Source organism: Cupriavidus sp. OV096, from assembly GCF_900115455.1.
Taxonomy (GTDB): Bacteria; Pseudomonadota; Gammaproteobacteria; order Burkholderiales; family Burkholderiaceae; genus Cupriavidus.
Genome location: NZ_FOWM01000001.1, coordinates 552,749 through 570,492 on the forward strand (window position 1 = coordinate 552,749; position 17,744 = coordinate 570,492).

14 protein-coding genes are annotated in these 17,744 nt (G+C 67.5%); 4 read left to right on the forward strand and 10 right to left on the reverse strand.

Annotated features, from left to right (window positions below; genetic code table 11):
• Window positions 1–4: 4 nt before the first annotated feature.
• The 9 genes from BM115_RS02575 to BM115_RS02615 all read right to left on the reverse strand — a co-directional run bounded on the left by BM115_RS02575 (window position 5) and on the right by BM115_RS02615 (window position 12,596).
• Window positions 5–1,321 carry a sigma-54 interaction domain-containing protein gene (locus tag BM115_RS02575; RefSeq protein ID WP_092290278.1) on the reverse strand — a complete coding sequence of 439 codons (1,317 nt, stop codon included), beginning with the start codon at window positions 1,319–1,321 and terminating at the stop codon, window positions 5–7.
• Window positions 1,318–4,443, reverse strand: coding sequence for a peptidase domain-containing ABC transporter (locus BM115_RS02580; protein WP_255370666.1), 3,126 nt, complete (start codon window positions 4,441–4,443; stop codon window positions 1,318–1,320). Before BM115_RS02580 ends, BM115_RS02575 begins: the two co-directional genes overlap by 4 nt.
• On the reverse strand, window positions 4,424–5,176 hold the full coding sequence (locus BM115_RS02585) for a peptidylprolyl isomerase (protein WP_092290282.1): 753 nt from the start codon (window positions 5,174–5,176) through the stop codon (window positions 4,424–4,426). Before BM115_RS02585 ends, BM115_RS02580 begins: the two co-directional genes overlap by 20 nt.
• A 30-nt stretch (window positions 5,177–5,206) precedes the next feature.
• The gene (locus tag BM115_RS02590; protein ID WP_092290284.1) at window positions 5,207–6,589 is read right to left on the reverse strand and encodes a putative HlyD family type I secretion protein; all 1,383 of its coding nucleotides are present in this window, start codon (window positions 6,587–6,589) and stop codon (window positions 5,207–5,209) included.
• On the reverse strand, window positions 6,586–9,156 hold the full coding sequence (locus BM115_RS02595; RefSeq protein ID WP_092290286.1) for an FHA domain-containing protein: 2,571 nt from the start codon (window positions 9,154–9,156) through the stop codon (window positions 6,586–6,588). The genes BM115_RS02590 and BM115_RS02595 overlap by 4 nt, the downstream gene beginning before the upstream one ends.
• Before the next feature lie 198 nt (window positions 9,157–9,354).
• Complete coding sequence (locus BM115_RS02600) at window positions 9,355–10,827, reverse strand: efflux transporter outer membrane subunit (RefSeq protein ID WP_092290288.1); 1,473 nt, start codon at window positions 10,825–10,827, stop codon at window positions 9,355–9,357.
• 196 nt (window positions 10,828–11,023) lie between these two features.
• Window positions 11,024–11,293: a hypothetical protein gene (locus BM115_RS02605; protein WP_092290290.1), complete on the reverse strand. Its 270-nt coding sequence runs from the start codon at window positions 11,291–11,293 to the stop codon at window positions 11,024–11,026.
• Between the two features lie 303 nt (window positions 11,294–11,596).
• Window positions 11,597–12,115 carry a DUF4399 domain-containing protein gene (locus BM115_RS02610; protein WP_255370667.1) on the reverse strand — a complete coding sequence of 173 codons (519 nt, stop codon included), beginning with the start codon at window positions 12,113–12,115 and terminating at the stop codon, window positions 11,597–11,599.
• A gap of 40 nt (window positions 12,116–12,155) precedes the next feature.
• Window positions 12,156–12,596, reverse strand: a complete 441-nt coding sequence (locus tag BM115_RS02615; RefSeq protein ID WP_092290294.1) for a DUF4399 domain-containing protein — start codon at window positions 12,594–12,596, stop codon at window positions 12,156–12,158.
• Window positions 12,597–12,972: 376 nt separating this feature from the next.
• On the opposite strand from BM115_RS02615, the gene BM115_RS02620 reads away from it, so the two are divergent.
• Window positions 12,973–14,133: a formylglycine-generating enzyme family protein gene (locus BM115_RS02620; RefSeq protein ID WP_255370668.1), complete on the forward strand. Its 1,161-nt coding sequence runs from the start codon at window positions 12,973–12,975 to the stop codon at window positions 14,131–14,133.
• Window positions 14,134–14,175: 42 nt separating this feature from the next.
• Here the strand turns inward: BM115_RS02620 and BM115_RS02625 are convergent, their stop codons facing one another.
• Window positions 14,176–16,341 (reverse strand): serine/threonine protein kinase, encoded by a 2,166-nt coding sequence (locus BM115_RS02625; RefSeq protein WP_092290297.1) that lies wholly within the window; start codon window positions 16,339–16,341, stop codon window positions 14,176–14,178.
• A 370-nt stretch (window positions 16,342–16,711) separates the two neighbouring features.
• Between BM115_RS02625 and BM115_RS02630 the strand changes: the two genes are divergently transcribed.
• From BM115_RS02630 to BM115_RS02640, 3 genes are all read left to right on the forward strand, one after another.
• Window positions 16,712–16,990, forward strand: coding sequence for a hypothetical protein (locus BM115_RS02630; protein ID WP_092290298.1), 279 nt, complete (start codon window positions 16,712–16,714; stop codon window positions 16,988–16,990).
• 30 nt (window positions 16,991–17,020) lie between these two features.
• Complete coding sequence (locus BM115_RS02635; protein WP_092290299.1) at window positions 17,021–17,293, forward strand: hypothetical protein; 273 nt, start codon at window positions 17,021–17,023, stop codon at window positions 17,291–17,293.
• Between the two features lie 136 nt (window positions 17,294–17,429).
• Window positions 17,430–17,657, forward strand: a complete 228-nt coding sequence (locus BM115_RS02640) for a hypothetical protein (RefSeq protein ID WP_255370669.1) — start codon at window positions 17,430–17,432, stop codon at window positions 17,655–17,657.
• Window positions 17,658–17,744 lie beyond the last annotated feature (87 nt).

A 17,744-nucleotide genomic window follows, 5' to 3' on the forward strand; every position in this document is an offset into this window, starting at 1 on the left:
GGCCCTACTTCCCGCCCTCCGCCGCCCGGTTGCCCCGGAAATCCTTCGAATGGATGCCGTGCTTCTTGAGCAGCATCTGCACGTGCGAGCGATTCATCTCGAAGCGCCGCGCCAGCTCCGCCACCGTGCCGCCCACTTCCTGCAGGCCCCGTTCGAGGAAGGCCCGCTCGGCCTCGTCGCTGGCGGCGCGCTTGGCCTCGGCGAGCGAGGTCGCCGTGGTCACGTCCGCCACGCCGGCCTTCCCTGCCCCCGCCACCACGGACAGCCCCGCCGGCCGGGGGCGGATGTCCTGCGGCAGGTGCGCCAGATCGGCCGTATCGCCGGCCAGGCAGGAGATCCGGTACATGATGTTGCGCAGTTCGCGGATATTGCCGGGGTAGTCGTAGTGCATCAGGAAGTCGCGCAGGCGGGGCGTCAGCTTGACCGGACGGCGCTTGAGCTGCCCAGCGGACTCATCGCCAAAATAGGCCACCAGCAGCGCGATCTCGTCGCGCCGCTCACGCAGTGCCGGCAACGTCACATGAATCACGCTGAGCCGGTAGAACAGGTCTTCGCGGAAGGTGCCTTCCTGGCTCATCCGCCGTAGATCCTTGTTGGTGGCCGCCACGATGCGGGCGTCCACCGAGATCACCTCGTCCGAACCCACGCGCTGGATCTCGTGCGCCTCCAGCACGCGCAGCAGCTTGACCTGCCCGACCAGAGGCAGTTCGCCGATTTCGTCGAGAAAGATCGTGCCGGTGTGGGCGCTCTCGAACTTGCCGCGCCGGTCGTTGGCGGCGCCCGTGAACGCGCCCTTCTTGTGGCCGAACAGTTCCGATTCGAGCAGGCTGTCCGGAATCGCCCCGCAGTTGACCGAGATGAACGGTTTGTCCGTGCGCGAGCCGTTGGCGTGGATCACCTTCGCCATCAGCTCCTTGCCGGTGCCGCTTTCGCCGTCGATCAGCACCGGGAGGTCGGTCGGGGAGGCTTTCTCCGCAATCTCCAGTGCCTCCAGCAGCTTGGGGTTGTCGCCGAAGGTGCCCTCGAAGATGAAGCTGCGCTCCATCAGCGCCTGGCGCCGCTCGCGCGAGGACAGGTCCACCGGCTCCACCTCGGTCACCGCCTCGGGCTCGGCCGAGGCGGCCGCCACGAAGCGCTCCTTGTGTGACAGCCCCATCACCTCGTCGCGCAGCGTGGTGGCCTGCTTGAGCAGCTTCTCGATCTCGGGCCGCTCCAGCCGCGACGACCAGCGCAGCGTCGAGCGCAGGATCTCGATCTTCTCGATCAGCCCGGCAAACGACACCGCGGAGGTAACAGGCGTGCCCTGGTTGAATAGCTTCATGCCGCGCTCAACTGTTTCTGGACCAACTGGTAGTACATGCCGCGGCGCGCGAGCAGTTCCTCGTGCCGCCCCTGCTCCACGATGCCGCCTTCGTACAGCACGAGGATCTTGTCTGCCTGCATGATTGTGCTGAGCCGGTGCGCGATGATGACGGCCGTGCGCCCGCGCAGGATCTCCTGCATGTTGGCGAGGATGTTGCTCTCGGATTGCGTGTCCAGCGCCGAGGTGGCTTCGTCGAACACCAGCAGGCGCGGGTCGTGGTACAGCGCCCGGGCGATGCACAGCCGCTGGATCTGCCCGCCCGACAGGCCGATGCCGCGCTCGCCCACCACCTGCTCGTAGCCGAGCGGCAGCTTGGAGATGAAGGCGTGCGCGTCCGCCATCTTGGCGACTTCCTCGATGCGGCGGCGGTCCGGGCTGTCGTCGCCGCAGGCAATGTTCTCGGCAATCGTGCCCGAGAACAGCAGGTTGGTCTGCATCACATAGCCCACCTGGGCGCGGTAGAAGCCGGCGTCGATCACATTGAGGTCGTAGCCATCCACCGACATCGACCCCTCGCTCGGCTTGTAGAAGCCCACCAGCATCTTGGCCAGCGTGGTCTTGCCGGAGCCGCTGCGGCCCACGATGGCCACCATCTCGCCCGGCCGCATGTGGAAGCTGATGTTTTCGAGCACGTAGGGGGTGTCCTCGCCGCCATAGCGGAAATACACGCCCTCGAAGCGGATCTCGCCCTGGAGGTCCGGCAGCATCACGCGCGAGAGGACGTCCTGAGGCTTCTGCTCGGGTTCGAGGTCGAGCACGTCGCCGAGGCGCTCCATCGCCACACCGGCGTCGTTCAACTGGCTCCACAGCGCCACCAGCCCCATCACCGGGGCCAGCACGCTGCCCATGAAGGCGTTGAAGGCGATCAGCTGGCCGATGGTCAGCTCGCGCTCCAGCACCAGCGTGGCGCCCACCCACAGCACCGCGATGGTCGTGGCCGCGTTCAGGACCTGGCTGACCAGCCCGACCAGGATGTGGAAGGACTGGGCCTGGTACTGCTTCTCCAGCGCCTTGGCGTACTTGCGCTCCCAGCGCAGCCGCACGGGCCGCTCGATGCCCATGCCCTTCACCGTCTCCGCGCCGCCCAGCGTCTCCATCAGGTAGGACTTGGCGTCAGTCGAGGCCGAAAACACGTCGCGCGCGTAGGTCTTCACCTTCGGCGTGACGATGACGGTCAGGGCGGCAATCGGGATGATGAAGGCGATCAGCAGCAGCGTCAGCTTGACGTTGTAGAAGAACATGATGGTGAAGTAGATGAACACCATCAGCAGGTTCAGCGCCGTGGTCACCGTGGACTCGGTCAGGAAGGCCCGGATCGTCTGGTTCTCCTGGAAGCGCGCGAAGATGTCGCCGGTCTTGCGCTTGGCAAAGAACGACAGCGGCAGCGACAGCGTGTGCTTGAAGAAGTGCGACATCATCGCGAAGTCCATGTTGCGCACCATGAAATTGGCCAGGTACGCGCGGACGGTTGCCATCAACTGGGTGAAGATGTTGGAGATCACCAGCCCCAGGATCAGCAGGTGGAGCAGGCCGACGTTCTGGTGCACCACCACGCCGTCGAGGATGTTCTGGATGATCAGCGGCGGCACCACCCCGAGCATCTGGATCACGAAGGTCGCCAGGAACAGGTGCGCGAGGATGCGCTTGTAGGGCGACAGGTAGCCGATGAAGCGCAGCCACGGCGAGCGCGCCACGGCCAGCTCGGTCATGGTCTCGCCGGCCGTGAACAGCAGGCAGGTACCGCTCCAGCCGCGCTCGAACTCCTCCGTGCTCATCTTGCGGAAGCCGATGGCCGGATCGGCCACCCAGACATGGCGCGCCGAGATGCCGTACACCACCACGTAGTGGTAGCCCTCCCAGTGCACGATGAACGGCAGTTCGAAGCCGAGCAGCGCGTCGCGCGTGCATTGCACGCCGCGCGTGGTAAAGCCCAGCGACTCGCCGGCGCGCGCCAGGCTGTCCAGCGTGGCGCCGGACGTGGTTACGTTGGCCAGCTCGCGCAGCTTGCCCAGCGTCATCGGAATGCCGTGGTGCCGGCAGATCATCGCCAGGCACGCCGCGCCGCAATCCATCTCCTCGGCCTGCTCCACCATCGCGAAACGGCGGATGACCCGCTCGCCGAACTCCGGCTTGGAGTGGAGATCGAGCAGCACCGGCCGCTTGCGCCGCTCGGCCAGCTTCTTCTGGCGATGCAGTTCGCGGTCCACGGCGCGGATGCGTTCCTCCAGCACCTCGCGCAGCCGCACGTTGCGCTCCAGGATCAGCTGGACCGTCTTCTCGGGAATCACCAGCAGCCGCGTGTCGGTTTCGGCGATGGCCGAGGCGATCTGCTCCTGCCGCATCACGCAGGCCCGTTCGCCGAAGATCTCGCCCTGGCCGAGCGTGGCGAGCGGGAAGGTATCGCCGTCCTCCTCGCGCACGATCCGCACCGTGCCCTGCCGCACCACGTAGAGGCGGCGGTCGTCGCGGCCGTCCTGCTGGAGGATGGGCTTGCCGGCCGCCACGCGCTTCACGCCCACGCTGCGCACCGCGTCCTCCAGTTCGCTCTTGTCCAGCTTGCCGCGCAGATCGAACAGCCGTGCGACGAAGCCGCCGGCCGAACTGATCGCCACGTAGCTGGTGATGAAGGCCAGCGCGGCCGGGTTGCCGCCCACCACCGGCTCCGACACGCTGCGCGGAATCGTGATCAGCTCGGTCTTGCCCGACGCCCGCACCGACGACTCGTGCCGATAGTCGCGCAGCAGGGCGATGTCGGCGAAGACCTCGCCGGCCTTGCGCACGCCCATGCTGATTTCCTTGCCGTGCTCCTCGTTGAACACGCGCACCGAGCCGGCCCGGACGATGAAGATGCCGTCGGCCGGATCGCCCGCGTTGCAGACCGTGTCGCCGAAGCCGAAGGTCAGCGTGCGGGCGCTGGCGGCCAGCCGTTCGAGTTCCTCGCGCGAGAGCGGCGAGAGGATCTCCACCGTGGCCAGGAAATCGGCCAACGTAGGGGCGCCCAACGTAGGGGCGGCCAACGTAGGGGCGGCCCCTGGCGGGGGCGCCTCGGCGGCGGCATCGCTAGCGGGCTTGGATGACATGTTCCTGAGCCCTGGCCATCAGCCATTCCTCGCGCAGCAGCCGGCGCACTTCCACGGCCACGTCGGCATCGAGCCGCGCCGGATGCTTGGCCCGCACCAGGAACACCTCGAAGAACGAGCGGTCCGCCGCCGGGAACGGCCCCAGCAGGGCGCCCGGCTCGGCATTGAACACCTTGGCCTCGATGTCGCTCTTGAGCGAGCCGCGCAGCACCTTGCCGATGTCGCCGCCCTGCTCGCGGGTGTCGGCGATCGAGTGCTCGCGCGCCATCTCGCCGAAGCTGTCCGGGTCGTCCTGGAGGTAGGAGACCAGCTCGCGCGCCTTGCCTTCGGTATCCACCACGATATGGCTGACCTCGATGCTGTCGAACTTCGGCGAGTTGAGCTGGAAGTAGGTCTCCATGGCCGCGTCGTTGCAGACCTCGGCCAGCATCTTCTCCTGGTAGAGGCTGTCGGTGATGAACGCCTCGAACTCGTCCAGCGTGATGCCGAGCGCGTCGAGGTAGTGGTTCATGTCCGCCGCCCGATGCAGCCCCTGCACGCGGCGGAACTGGTCGGCGCGCTCCTGGATCTCCTCCGGCGCCAGCTTGATGCCGTGCCGCCGCGCCGCGTGGGCGGTCAGCTTGTCACGCACGAGCTGTTCCACCAGCCCCTCGAACTGGCCGGTCAGCTTGAGTACCCTCACGAATTCGTCGACGCCGATCACTTCCTCGTCGATCCGCACGATGGCTGTCATCGCCCTCTCCTTTTTCTTGCTGGAATCTGTTCAGCCCGCCACCTGCCGGAACGGGTCTAGCCCGAGGTCGATCAGGCGGCGCTCGCGCACCACGATCTCGGCCGTGGCGGTCATGCCGTAGCGCAGCGGGTAGCGGCTGCTGGCCACGGCGTAGTAGTCCTGCGCCAGCCGCACACGCCCCTCGTACACGGGCTGCTTGTCCGGCCCCGACGGCTTGGTGGCCGGCGAGATGTACTCCAGCGTCCCCGCGATCAGCCCGTAGCGCTGATACGGAAATGCGTTGAACTTGAGCTTGACCGGCAGCCCCTCGCGCAGGAAGGCGCGGTCGCGCTCGGCAATCTCGATGCGCAGCATCGGCCGGGCATCCTTCGGGGCGATGCCCCCGAGCGGCGCGTTGGCCTGCACCTTGTCGCCGCGCTGGGTGGAGGTGACGTCGGTAATCACGCCCGACACCGGCGCCACGATCAGCAGGAAGTTGTCCTTGTCGATGTTCTCGAACTTGATGCGCGCGGCGGCCTCGGCCACCAGGCGGGCAGTCTGCACCTGCAGGCGCAGCTTGTCCTCGGTGTTGCTGATCTCGCGCATCGCCGCGTCGTACTGGATACGCAGGTTCGCCAGCTCCTGCCCGCTGCCCTCCAACTGCGCGCTGGCCTGCGTGTATTGCTGCGACAGCCGCGCGTCCAGCTCGCTCAGCCGCGACTGCGCCACGCGCAGGTTGTTCTCGGCATCCTGGGTGATGGCGCGCTTGCCTTCCACCTGCGACTGCGACACGCCGCCGCCAGCCGGCAGCGCGAACAGGCGCGCGTAGCGGTCCTGCTCCTGCCGGGCGAAGTCGCGCGCCCGGCGGGCGTTTTCGAGATTGCTGCGCGCCTCCTGCAACTGCGCGCGCTGCTGCTCGGCCAGCCGCGTCGTGCCCTCGGCCATGCGGTTCTCGTGCTGGCGCGTGCCCAGCTCGATCTGCTGCTTGAGCGCCTGCGCGCGGCGCTCCATCAGCACCTTGCGCTCGGGAAACTGCTTCCATTCGCGCTCGGAGTCCTCCAGCTTGAGCTGCGCCTCCAGCGCACTGGCCGCCGCCTCGATCGCGCCGCGCGCGTTGAGCCGCGCCAGCACGTCATCTTTCGACACCGGCTGGCCTTCGGCCACGTAGAGGTCGGCCAGCTCGCCATCGACGGGGGCGTAGAAGCGGCGGACTTCCGACTCCGGCGCAAGCGTGCCGTGGGCCGTCACGATGACATCGGCATGGCCGAAGAAAGACCAGATCAGCGCGCAAATCACCAGCGCGCCGGTGATGACCACGGTCAGCATCGACAGCCGCCACGGCTCCGAACTCAGGATGGCGATGCCTTCGGCGCTGTGGTCCTCGAGCGCCTCGTTGAGCGGGCGCAGCTTGTTGTCGCGGGGATCCTCGCTCATCGCGCGCCTCCGGATGCGGTGGTGCTGGCGGGGGCGCTGGCACCGGCCGACGCGGCCTCCTTGCTGCCCTCGCCCACCAGTTCTAGCTTGGCGCGCAGCACGGCCGGGTCCAGCACCATGCGCAGGTCGTTGAGCGAGCGCCGCTGGAGGTCCACCTCGGCCTGGATCTCGTCGCGCACCTTGGTCCACTCGGCCATGTCGCCGGCCTTGAGCTGGGTGTAGATGCGCAAGCCCTGGCGGGCATCGCCCTGCGCCTCGGCCAGCAGGCGGGCCTGCGCGCGGAACTTCGGCGAGATACCGGCCTCCAGCCGCTGTTCGCCCGCGATCAGCCCGTTGTTGCGGTACTGGCGCCACTGCGTGGCGGCGCGGTTCAGCAGCTGGTTGGCGCGGCGCAGCGCGGCCTCGCGGATGGTGTTGACGTCGGCGTCGATGGCCTTCACGTAATACGCATCGGCATCCGGGTCGAGCGCGGCGTAGAAGGCCAGCAAGGCGTCCTCATAGCCACTGCTGCCCGCCCGGCCCTCCTTGACCTTGGCGAACTGCGCGGCCACCTGCTGCTTGTGCGCCACGTCCTTCGCCACATCGGCCGCCCACGGTCCGCTGTTGATCTGGCGCAGGGCGTCGATGGCCGCCGCGCTGTCGCCGCGCCGCCAGGCATCGTCGGCCAGCGCGTACTGGCGCTGCACATCGGCCGGTGGCAGCTTCTCCGCGCGCAGCGTCTCGTACTGCGTCTTGAACGGCGGCGTGGCGAAGCTGACCTGCCGCATCTGGGCGACGAGCGGCCCCGTGGCGCGCTGGCGCAGCGCCTCGATCAGCGCCGTGTACTGCTTCAGGTCGCTCTCCACGCTGTCCAGCCCGGCCAGGCGCGGGTACTTGTCCTTGTAGTCGGCCAGCATCGCCTGCAGTGCCTCGGGTTGCTCGCGGGCCAGTTCGGTGGCGATAGCGGCATTGAGACGATCGATGGCAGTCAGATACACCGAGTCCTCGTTCTGGAGCCTGCGCAGGTTGCTCAGGCCCTCCGCATAGGCGTCGCGGAACACCGGCACCTGGTTGGCGATGCGGCCCAGCGCGCGCTGGTGCGCCACCGTGTCGGTACCCCAGCGGGCGACCAGCGCGCGGATGCGCGCTTCGTCGGCATACATGCGGATCGGGGCGTCGGGGCCGCCGCGTGCCGCCATCAGCCGCGCCACGCTGGTCACCCACTCCAGTTCGTCGATGAGCGCGCGGCCATCGGCGTTATGGCGGCTGTGGGTGCGCATCTCGGCCAGCACGGCATCGGCGCCGCTGAAGTCCTTTGCGCGCACCCGGGCGGTCCACGGCGGCACCCAGGCACGCATCAGCGCCTCGGTCCCCGTCGCCTGATACTGGGGGTTGTCCGGTTGCCGCGTCAGGTAATTGTCCGCCAGCGCGGCGGCGCGGGCGTACTCGCCCTTATCCATCAGCGCGGTCAGCGAGCGGTCCGGCGCGCCGCGCCAGTACAGGTAGCCGCCGCCGATGGCCGCCAGCAGCAGCGCCACCGCGCCCCAGCGTGCCACGCGCGCCTGCTTGCGCCGGTCATCGATGCCGAAGGTGCGCGCCGCCTCGGCCAGCAGCATGGCCACCTTGCCGCGCGGCGCCGGCTTGTGGGCCGGGGCGTGCCCGCCGTCTGGCATCGGCTCCGGGTTCACCTCGTCCTCCTGCGCGGCGGCGTAGTCGACGCAGAAGATGTCGAGGAAGGAATCAGCGGCGCCGACGAAGGTGGTCTTGTCGGGGTCGACGCCCAGCGGGTCAACGGCGGCGGGAGCGGCAGCGGCCTCCAGGGCAGGCGGCGGCGCCTCGTACACCACGGTGCGCGTGGCCGTGGCGTCGGCATCGTCCTCGCGCTCGATGTCCACGCGGTAGACGAAGTGGCTGCCGCCGAATGCAATCACATCGCCGGGCTCCAGCCGCACAGCCTGGTCCTCGAGCCGCACGCCGTTGACGAAGGTGCCGTTGGTGCTGCCCAGGTCCTCCAGCCACGGCGACCCCGCCTTCAGGAACAGGTGCGCGTGGCGGCGCGAGAGGTAGTTGACCTGATGCGGATAGTCGTCGCGATAGCGTGCAAACGTGTCATCGGCCTTGCTGACCAGGAACGGGAAACCCGCGACGACCACCGGCTGCAGGCCGATTTCCGGCCGGATCGGCGCGAGCGTGACTGCCAGGCGCGGCGGCTCCGGGGTCGGCGGGCGGGGATAGACGCGCACGCGGTACGACAGCGCCGCGCCAAAGCTCACCTCGTCGCCATCGCGCAGCAGTGCCGGCTGCTTGACCACCGCATCGCCATTCACGCGCGTGCCGTTCTTGCTGCCGAGGTCCGCCACGTAGACCGCGCCGTCCTCGGCAAAGATGCGCGCATGGCGGCGCGAAAGTACCGAGACCGTCTCCGCCGGATAGGCGACGAACGGCGCCTCGCCGCGGCCGATGGCGAACAAATCCTCCCCGATCCGGATTTCGCCGAGTTCGGGCCGGGACACGGGCATCAGCAGGACGTCGAACGCCTGCCCCGTTCTCACCGGCATTTCCATGATCAGGGCATCGTCGCGCGTCATGTTTCAACGGAACCAACAGTCGGGCCGGTGGCGCTGTGCCGCGCATGGCCGGATGGGCCGGCCATGGGGGTACGGGAGGTCACGCGTATGAACATAGTAGGCCACGCTTTTCGGGAGTCAATCCGCTGCGGTGCAGCGTTGCGCGAACGCACGCGGCAGGCGGGTTTCAAGGTTGAAACGCTTTGTGCGCGCGTGCGGCTAAGGCGCTACGTTCGCTGTCGTATTCGCACCGTTGGATGGCGCGGCATTGCTGACGGTGGTGCTCGGCCAGCCGCCACCGAGTGCCTTGTACAGCGTGACGGTATCGGCCAGGATTTGTTGGTGCGCCCCCAACAACGCCAGTTGCGCCTGGAGCAGCGAACGCTCGGTCTCGAAGACCTCCAGCTGTGACGCAATCCCTTCCTTGGCCTGTGCCTCGATCTGGGTGGAGACCACGCGCAGCTGATCCACCTGCTGCTGGAGTTCGATGCGCTGCCGCTTGTGGGCATCCACATTGACCAGCGCACTCTCCACTTCCTCGAACGCCGTCATGACCGTGCGGCCGTACTCGTTCTCCACCACGCCGATATTGGCTTCAGTGGTCTTCACGCGGGCGCGCACGTTGGGGTCGAGCATCGGCAGGTTGATGCTCGGCATGAAGCCGAAAGTGAAGGACTTGAGCAGGTCGGACAGCGCGAAACTGGCCGTGCCGCCGCGCGCCGTGAGGCTGATGCTGGGCAGCTGGGCGAGCCGGGCCTGGCCGACGACGTTGTACGCGGACAGCACGCGGTACTCGGCGGCGACGATGTCCGGGCGGCGTGCCAGCAACTGCGACGGCAGCCCGGCCGGCACGACGGGCAGCTTGACCCGATCCTGCAATCGGCCGGCCGGCACCTTGAAGTCGCCGGCGGGCACGCCGACCAGCGTGCCCAGTGCGTTCTCGGCCACGTCGCGCGAGCGGCGCAGCTCGATCAAATCCTTGTTGAGACGGTTGATTTCCGCCTGCTGCTGCATCACGCGGATCTGCGGCAGCAGCCCGTTGGCGAGCATCGCCTTGTAGGTGGTCAGGATGTCGTTGTTGCGCGACACGGTGAGCCGCTGCTGGGCGATCTGCTCGTCGAGCTGGAGCAGCGTGAAGTACGTGATCGACACATCGGACACCAGCGCCAGGTAGCCTGCGCGCCAGTCCGCCTCGGAGGCGCGGTACTCGGCGGTCTGGGCCTGCACGCCCTTTTCCACCTTGCCCCAGATATCGATGTCCCAGTTGACCGTGGCGCCCAGGTTGAAGGTGCGCGTCATGGCCTGGCCGGTGGTCTTGTCGAAACTCGCGCCGGCGCCGATATCGAACACGGGCAGCGCGCCGGCACGGGCTTCGCCAATCTGCGCGCTCGCCACGCGGATACGTGCGGCCAGCACGCGGATGTCGTAGTTGCCGGCCAGCGCCTTGGCCACCAGTTCATCGAGATAGGGGTCGCCGAAGCCTTGCCACCAGTTCGGCACGATGGTCTCGGCCGGCGATACCGTGATCGACTCCGTGCGCGACCAGTCCGCCTTGGCCGGCGTTTCCGGGCGCTTGTACTCGGGGGGGCGAAAATCGGCGCAACCCGCCATCAGCAGCGCGCAGAGCGCGGCGGCAACAGGTTTGGCCAGTGCGGGGGCCGGGGCGAAAGCGAACACGATGACTTCCTGCATGGAACGCCGTCGGACTCGTGCTGCCTGCCGTGGCGCTCGACTGTATTGTGGTGCGAAGCGGAGCCAGCTCCAACCTCGACATGTGTGCGGGGCGAAAAAAAAGGCGCCGGGACGGAGGGGTCCCCGGCGCAATGCTCCCCGTGCGGCTTGGGGCACCGTCGTTCGCGGTGCCCTGCCGATCTGAACCGGCGATAAATCAGAACACGTTGTTCGAGGCGGTCTGCGAGGTCGTCACCGTGTTCTTCAGGTGCTCCTGGAAGGCCGAGCCGTTGCCGAACAGGTTGTTGACTTCCTGCATTTGCTGGTTGCTCTGGTTGATCGTCGTGGTCTTGTCGAAGTCGATCTTCACCGGGTGATAGATCGAGGTGTAGGGGGCGAAGAGGCCGAGGCCGCCAGATACGGCGCTCATCTTCTTGGCGTCAAGGGTTTCGGTCGAGGACAGGTCTTGGATGGTCAGCGTGGTCATTTCAATTCTCCTAGAGAGGAAGAGGTAAGGCTTGGTTGGGTTGAGCATCGGGTTGGTGTCGCGCTCGGTTGTCATATCGCAGCAAGCGTGCCAGCCCGTGCCAGAAGACCGAAAAAAACCCGCCAGCGCCGGCGGGTCAAGGCTTTGCGGATGAGCGCGTCACACGGCATGGGGGGTGGCGGGGCCCCGGCCTGTTGGTGGCGGCACAACGGATGCGGGCCAACTGTCTGGCTGGCGCCAACATCGCGGACGAAAAAAAGGCGCGCATCGCTGCGCGCCCCGTGGAGCAGGCGTTCCGCCCGCCTACTTCACATAGATCGTGATCTTCTTCGAGTACACCGGCGGACTGGTCGGGATGTGCTTCTCGTCGCCCATCAGCAGTTGCAGCGTGTGCTTGCCCGGCGCCAGCTCCACCGTGGTCTCGGTCTCGCCCGCGCCGAAGTGCAGGTGGTTGCGGTCGTTCGGAATCTCCTTGTCCATCGGCGGCAGGTCCACATCGATCAATAGATGGTGGTGGCCGGTGTTCGGGAACTTGACGTCCTTGGGCGCCACGCCCATGTTGCGCAGCCCGAACCAGACCTTGACCGGCTTTCCGGCTGGCAGGGTCTGGTTGTTGTTCGGATAGCCGATATAGAGATAGGCGTTCTTCGGCGCCGGCGTGGGGCCGCTGGCCGGGGTGGCGCCCGCGGCCGATGCCGCCGTGCCGCCATGCGCGGCATGGCCGGCCGAGCCGGCGGGCGCCGAGGCATCGGCGGCCATGGCACTGCCTGCCCACAGACAGCCGGCGGCAAGAACGATCACTGCGGCGACTGGCTTCGTCATGGCTTCCCTCCCCTGCGCGGCGATCATCGCGAATGTGCGCTCACCGCACGGTGATCGTGATCTTCTTCGAATAAATCGGCGGATCGAACGGCACGTGCTTGCTGTCGCCCAGCAATAGCTGCAGCGTGTGCTTGCCTGGCGGCAGTTCGATGCGCGCGTCGGTCTCGCCCGCGCCGAAATGCAGGTGGTTGCGGTCGTTGGGAATTTCCTTGTCCATCGGCGGCAATTCGGCGTCGATCAGCAGGTGATGGTGACCGCAGTTGGGGCGCTCGACACCCTTCGGACAGACGCCCATACCCTTCAGGCCCATGCGGACCCAGAGCTTGCCGCCGTCGATGACGGCGCCGTCGCCGGGCCAGATGATGTACGTCTCGGCGTTCTTCGGGGCGGGGGTCAGCGGCGTGGCAAGGGTGGCGTAGGCAGCCAGTCCCGTGGCAAGCACGGCGGCCGCGAGCACGCGGAGCGGGGATCGTCTGGACATACGCGGCTCCTCCCGGAGATCTGTCCGCTTCACACGGTGCCCGCGCGGGGACACCGGCGAGGCGAGCGGGCAGCGGATCTTGATTAGTGTTGTGGCGGCAGTGCGCTCGGCGATGTGTCCTCAAGCGTAGGTCGGAAGATCGGAAAAAGCGAACGGAAGCTAACCGGGCGGTCTGGCACGGCGCGGCGACCTTTCACGCCACACCTGCTGTGCTATCTTGAAACGAGCCGGATTGCGTCACGGCAACTCCACACCGCGCGCTGCGCAGCACCCACGGGGCCTGAATATGTGGCGGAAAACTCTTGTCGTGTCATGGATTGGCAGTGCTTTGCTCGGGGGCGGCGCGTTCTGTGGCGCCCTCGGTGTGGCGGGTACGATGTTTGCCACGTCGGCCAGCGCCGGCATCTTGCCGAAGAACAGTGACGAGCAGTACGAACTGTCGTTCTGGGACTCCATCAAGAACAGTAACTACGCGAGCGACTACGAGGCGTATCTGAAGCAATACCCGAACGGGCGATTCGCGGCGCTCGCCAAGTCTCGCATCGAGCGCATCAAGGCCACGTCTCCCGCCCAGCCCGCCAAGCCCGAGCCGAAGGTGGAAGCCAAGCCGGCCCCGACGCCCACCCCGGCGCCGACACCCGCCCCGCCGCCTGCCGCACGCGCCCCGGCCACACCCGCCACACCGCCCGCCACGCCACCCACCGCCAACCAGCCGCGCTCGCGCAGCGGCGGGCCCATCGCGCAGGGCACCGTGACCTATGCGAACGAAGGCAAGGAAGGCGCCCCCGCCACCGCGCCGGCCAAGCCGGCCGAAGCCAAGGGCGGCGAGATCCGTGACTGCCCGGCCTGCCCGGTACTCGTCAGCGTCAGCCCGGGCGGCTTCACGATGGGCAGCAGCACCAGCGACCCCGCCGAGCGTCCGCCGCACCGCGTGACCATCAGCCAGCCGTTCGCCATCGGCAAGTTCGAGGTGACCGTCGAGCAATGGAATGCCTGTGCCGATGCCAACGGCTGCCCGCGCATCGCCACCAATCCTGCCGAGGCGAAGGCCGCCCCGGTGCGCGACGTCAGCTGGGATGACACCCAGCAGTACCTCGCCTGGCTCACGAAGACCACCGGCAAGACCTATCGCCTGCCCACCGAAGCCGAATGGGAGTACGCAGCGCGCGGCGGCACCAGCTCCGCCTACTGGTGGGGCGACCAGATGCGCAAGGGCAACGCCAACTGCAAGGACTGCGGCGAGCCGTGGAGCGATGCCGCGCCGGCCAACGTCGGCTCGTTCGCGGCCAATCCGTACGGCCTGCATGACATGAACGGCAGCGTCTGGGAATGGGTGGGCGACTGCTGGCACAGTTCGTACAAGAACGCACCGGTCGATGGCCGCGCCTGGGACGAGGCGGCCTGCACCGCGCGCGTGATCCGCGGTGGCTCCTGGCGGGAGGGGGCGACCTATATGGTGTCTTCCACGCGCTTCAAGTACAGCACCAGCGTGCGCCAGTCGCAGAACGGCTTCCGCGTGGCGCGGGACATGAAGTAGCAGACTTGAAGTAGCGGGCTAGCGGGCTAGCGGGCTAGCGGGCTAGCGGGCGCTGGTTGAAATCTGCACGAGGTCCGCGCTGATGCGGTCCCGGCCGTACTTGCCGGCCATCTGCGCGAGCGGCTTGTCGAGCGCCCGCAGGTATTCCTGCCGGGTCTCGAACTCGGGCCGGCGCGAGTCGAACAGCGGCGCCGGGGTGGTCAGCAGCACCACCAGTTCCGTGCCGAATGGCCGCGAGACCACCCACTCCCCCGCCTCCCCGATCGTGGCGCTATAACTGGCCGGCGCCTGGTGCCCCGGAATACGCTTGCTGGGCACAAGGTGAGCCACCTTGCCATCGACGACGAAGTAATCGACGTAGACATAGGTCTCCTGCCCCGGCGTGTTCAGGTCCATGATCAGCGGCGTGCCCTCGGTCAGCTTGTCGCTGCCCCGGGTGCGCACCACAGCACCGCCGGGCTTGTGCCCGGACCAGTACGGCGCCACCAGGCGCACCACATCGCACTTGTCGGCGGCAAGCGGCTGGGCATCGAATTTCAGGGATTTCACACCGGGGATGGCGTTCAACTGGTCGCGCAGCTTGCGCGTGGCCGTATCCGCGACGTAGCCCTCCACACGCAGCGTGCCGCCATCGACGGCAGCCGTGAGCAGCGAGCAAGGCGCGGCTGCCAGCACGGGGGTGACGGCCTGCAGCGTGAGCTTGGGTTCGGGGGCTTTTGGCGGTTGCTCCGCAGCTTTCGGGGGTGCAGCGGTTTTCGGCGGCTCGGTTTTCGGCGGCTCGACAGCGGCCGGCTCGGTCGTGCTGGCCTGGGTGGCTTCCGTCGGTTCCTTCGGCTGGGCCCCCATGCGCCACACGTAGTAGCCCAGTCCCGCCACGAACGCGGCGCCCGCCAGCACGCCGCCTATCGCCATCGGCACGCTCGACGTCGGCCGCGCCGGCTCGGCGCCCAGCCCTTCCAGGAAGCGCTTCACGGTGGGCGTGCGCGTGGCCCGGTCCAGCGAGAGCGCCTGGCGCAGCGTCTTCCACTGGTTGCGGCTGAGCACCTTCGGCGGCGTCGGCTTCATGTGCGAGGCGCGCGCCTGGTTGGCCGACATCCGCTCGTACGGATGCTTGCCGGTCAGCAGCTCATAGGTCACGCAACCCAGCGCGTAGATATCGTCACGCGGATCGGGCTCGCGGTGCTCGAACATCTCCGGGCTGGCGTAGGCCGGCGTCATGCCGCCCAGCGAGCCGGGATCGAACACGGTCTGGTCCGCGTCATCGGTCGGCTGCTGGAAGCCGCGCGCGATGCCGAAGTCGATCACCTTGACCTCGCCACGATCGGTCAGGAACACATTGGCCGGCTTGAAATCGCAATGCACGAAGCCGCGCTCGTGTGCATAGGCCAGCGCCCGGCCCATGCCGACGATGATCGGCAGCGCCTTGGCGTACGGCAGGCCGGCGAAATCCGGCGCGCGCAGCACGCGGTTGAGGGACTTCCCGGACAGATATTCCATGGTCAGGAAGACTGTCGGGCCGTCGCGGTCGAAGTCGTAGACGGTGACGATATTCCGGTGCGCCAGCGTCTGCGCCTTGCGCGCCTCCCGCTGCAAGGCCATCAGGGACTTGGGGTGCCCGCTGAACTGGAGGTTCAGCACCTTGATGGCGATATAGGGCTTGCGGTCGGACGCCTCGAGCTTGCGCAGGTCGAGCGCCTTGTAGACCGTGCCCATGCCGCCGATGCCCAGGCATTCCTCGAGCACGAAGCGGCCGTTGAGGGTATCGCCAACGCCCTTGCTGGCCCCGGCGGTGACATAGCCACCGGTGTTGCCCGTGCTGCCGGTGTTGCCGTTGTGGCCCGCGGAGGGATGGGAGGAGGCGGAAGGCGACGTGGGCGAAGACGAGGACGATGGCGATGGCGATGGCGATGGCGGCGCGCTGCGGTCCAGCGGATCGGGCGCCATGCGGGTTTCCTCGCCCAGCGGCTCACGCATGGCGTCCCCGATCGGGTCGAACTGCGTGGCCACGCGCGACTCGATGCGGCGCATCACCTCGGCATAGACGCCAGGCGGCAGCGGCGCGCGCGTGTGTTCTTCACTGAGCACGCGGGCGAGCTGGGTCGGCTGTGTCTGGTCGTCCTGGAGGGCCAGGTCGACTGACGCAAGGAACTCGTCACGCGAGAGGCCACCGCGCTGGAAGTTGCGTATCAGGTCGGTCAGGCTAGACATCAAATGCGATCCCGACGAGTGGTTGCGGACCGGCGATGCCGCTACGTCACGAACCATCGCCCACGATGGATACTAGTGCGCACTCTGTCCAACCGCAAACCCGGTACTGCCCGGGTCGTTGGCCCCGCCCCGACAGGCACGGCCGATCTGTTGGCGGCAATCCACCACTCTCCCCTGCCAGCGGCACCGCGCGCCGGCACCGTGCCAGCCCCGACCTCCCCGCAACGCCTTATCCCACGCGGTTTTCCAACTTTTTTCGATGTGCCGGGCCTGCGCTGGCACGCTTGCTGCGATATGACAACCGAGCGCGACACCAACCCGATGCTCAACCAACCACCAAGCTTCACCCTTCCTCTCTAGGAGAACTGAAATGACCACGCTGACCATCCAAGACCTGTCCTCGACCGCAACCCTCGACGCCAAGAAGATGAGCGCCGTATCCGGCGGCCTCGGCCTCTTCGCCCCCTACACCTCGGTCTACAGCCCGTTCAAGCTGTCCATCGACAAGCACACCGAGATCAACCAGCAAAACCAGCAAATGCAAAGCGTGACGAGCGCGTTCGGCAACGGCTCGGCCTTCCAGGACCACATGAAGAACACCGTGACGACCTCGCAGACGGCCAGCAACAACGTGTACGGCCCGGTCTGAGCCCAACGGTCCCGGATCAAGGAGTCCATCATGTCTTCGATCATCGTGCGCGACCTTGCCGCCAGCAAGGAACTCGACCGCAAGTCCCTGTGCGCCATCCGTGGCGGCAATAGCTGGCTCGCCAAGGCCGGCAACATGGGCCCGCTGGCCAACGTGAACATCAACATCAACCAAAGCGTGCAGCAGCTGCAGCAGGTGAACGTGGCTGCGTTCAACAACAACACGCTGGTCGGCGTGGACCTGGGCAACATCAAGCTCGGCGTCAACCCGTCGCAGTGGGGCGGCAACTGGGCGGCGGCCTGACCGGCCACCCTCCAGTGGCGGTGCCGCCACGGCGGCACCGCTGGCCTATACTGAATCGGGCCCGCGCCTGCCCCGGCGCCGCCCGGCCGGCCCCAAACAGACCGGCCATGGCCAGGCCCAAAAGCTGGAGAACGCCATGGCAGTAATCGTCATCAAGGATTTGACGGAGAACATGGACCTCGACCGCGAGGCCATGACCGCCATCACGGGCGGTGCCCGCACCGGAGGCGGCCGCCACTGGCAGGCCCACCGACGTGCGCAGGCGCGCCTGATCCAGTATCCGGAAGGCTTCCCGGGCCAGCCCGAAGCGTCCGGACAGCATGCAGGGCAGGAACGGGTGACCGGGAAGCTGTCGCGCAAATAGGCGCGATACGCCCCGGCAGACAAAGCAAGGCAGTCGCTGCAAAGAAAAGCCCGCCAGACAACTGGCGGGCTTTGGTTGCGGACGGGC

Excerpts from the sequence above, each read along its gene's own strand:
- BM115_RS02575 (WP_092290278.1), bottom strand. The coding sequence starts at position 1,321 with ATGAAGCTATTCAACCAGGGCACGCCTGTTACCTCCGCGGTGTCGTTT.
- BM115_RS02580 (WP_255370666.1), bottom strand. The coding sequence starts at position 4,443 with ATGTCATCCAAGCCCGCTAGCGATGCCGCCGCCGAGGCGCCCCCGCCA.
- BM115_RS02585 (WP_092290282.1), bottom strand. The coding sequence starts at position 5,176 with ATGACAGCCATCGTGCGGATCGACGAGGAAGTGATCGGCGTCGACGAA.
- BM115_RS02590 (WP_092290284.1), bottom strand. The coding sequence starts at position 6,589 with ATGAGCGAGGATCCCCGCGACAACAAGCTGCGCCCGCTCAACGAGGCG.
- BM115_RS02595 (WP_092290286.1), bottom strand. The coding sequence starts at position 9,156 with ATGACGCGCGACGATGCCCTGATCATGGAAATGCCGGTGAGAACGGGG.
- BM115_RS02600 (WP_092290288.1), bottom strand. The coding sequence starts at position 10,827 with ATGCAGGAAGTCATCGTGTTCGCTTTCGCCCCGGCCCCCGCACTGGCC.
- BM115_RS02605 (WP_092290290.1), bottom strand. The coding sequence starts at position 11,293 with ATGACCACGCTGACCATCCAAGACCTGTCCTCGACCGAAACCCTTGAC.
- BM115_RS02610 (WP_255370667.1), bottom strand. The coding sequence starts at position 12,115 with ATGACGAAGCCAGTCGCCGCAGTGATCGTTCTTGCCGCCGGCTGTCTG.
- BM115_RS02615 (WP_092290294.1), bottom strand. The coding sequence starts at position 12,596 with ATGTCCAGACGATCCCCGCTCCGCGTGCTCGCGGCCGCCGTGCTTGCC.
- BM115_RS02620 (WP_255370668.1), top strand. The coding sequence starts at position 12,973 with ATGTTTGCCACGTCGGCCAGCGCCGGCATCTTGCCGAAGAACAGTGAC.
- BM115_RS02625 (WP_092290297.1), bottom strand. The coding sequence starts at position 16,341 with ATGTCTAGCCTGACCGACCTGATACGCAACTTCCAGCGCGGTGGCCTC.
- BM115_RS02630 (WP_092290298.1), top strand. The coding sequence starts at position 16,712 with ATGACCACGCTGACCATCCAAGACCTGTCCTCGACCGCAACCCTCGAC.
- BM115_RS02635 (WP_092290299.1), top strand. The coding sequence starts at position 17,021 with ATGTCTTCGATCATCGTGCGCGACCTTGCCGCCAGCAAGGAACTCGAC.
- BM115_RS02640 (WP_255370669.1), top strand. The coding sequence starts at position 17,430 with ATGGCAGTAATCGTCATCAAGGATTTGACGGAGAACATGGACCTCGAC.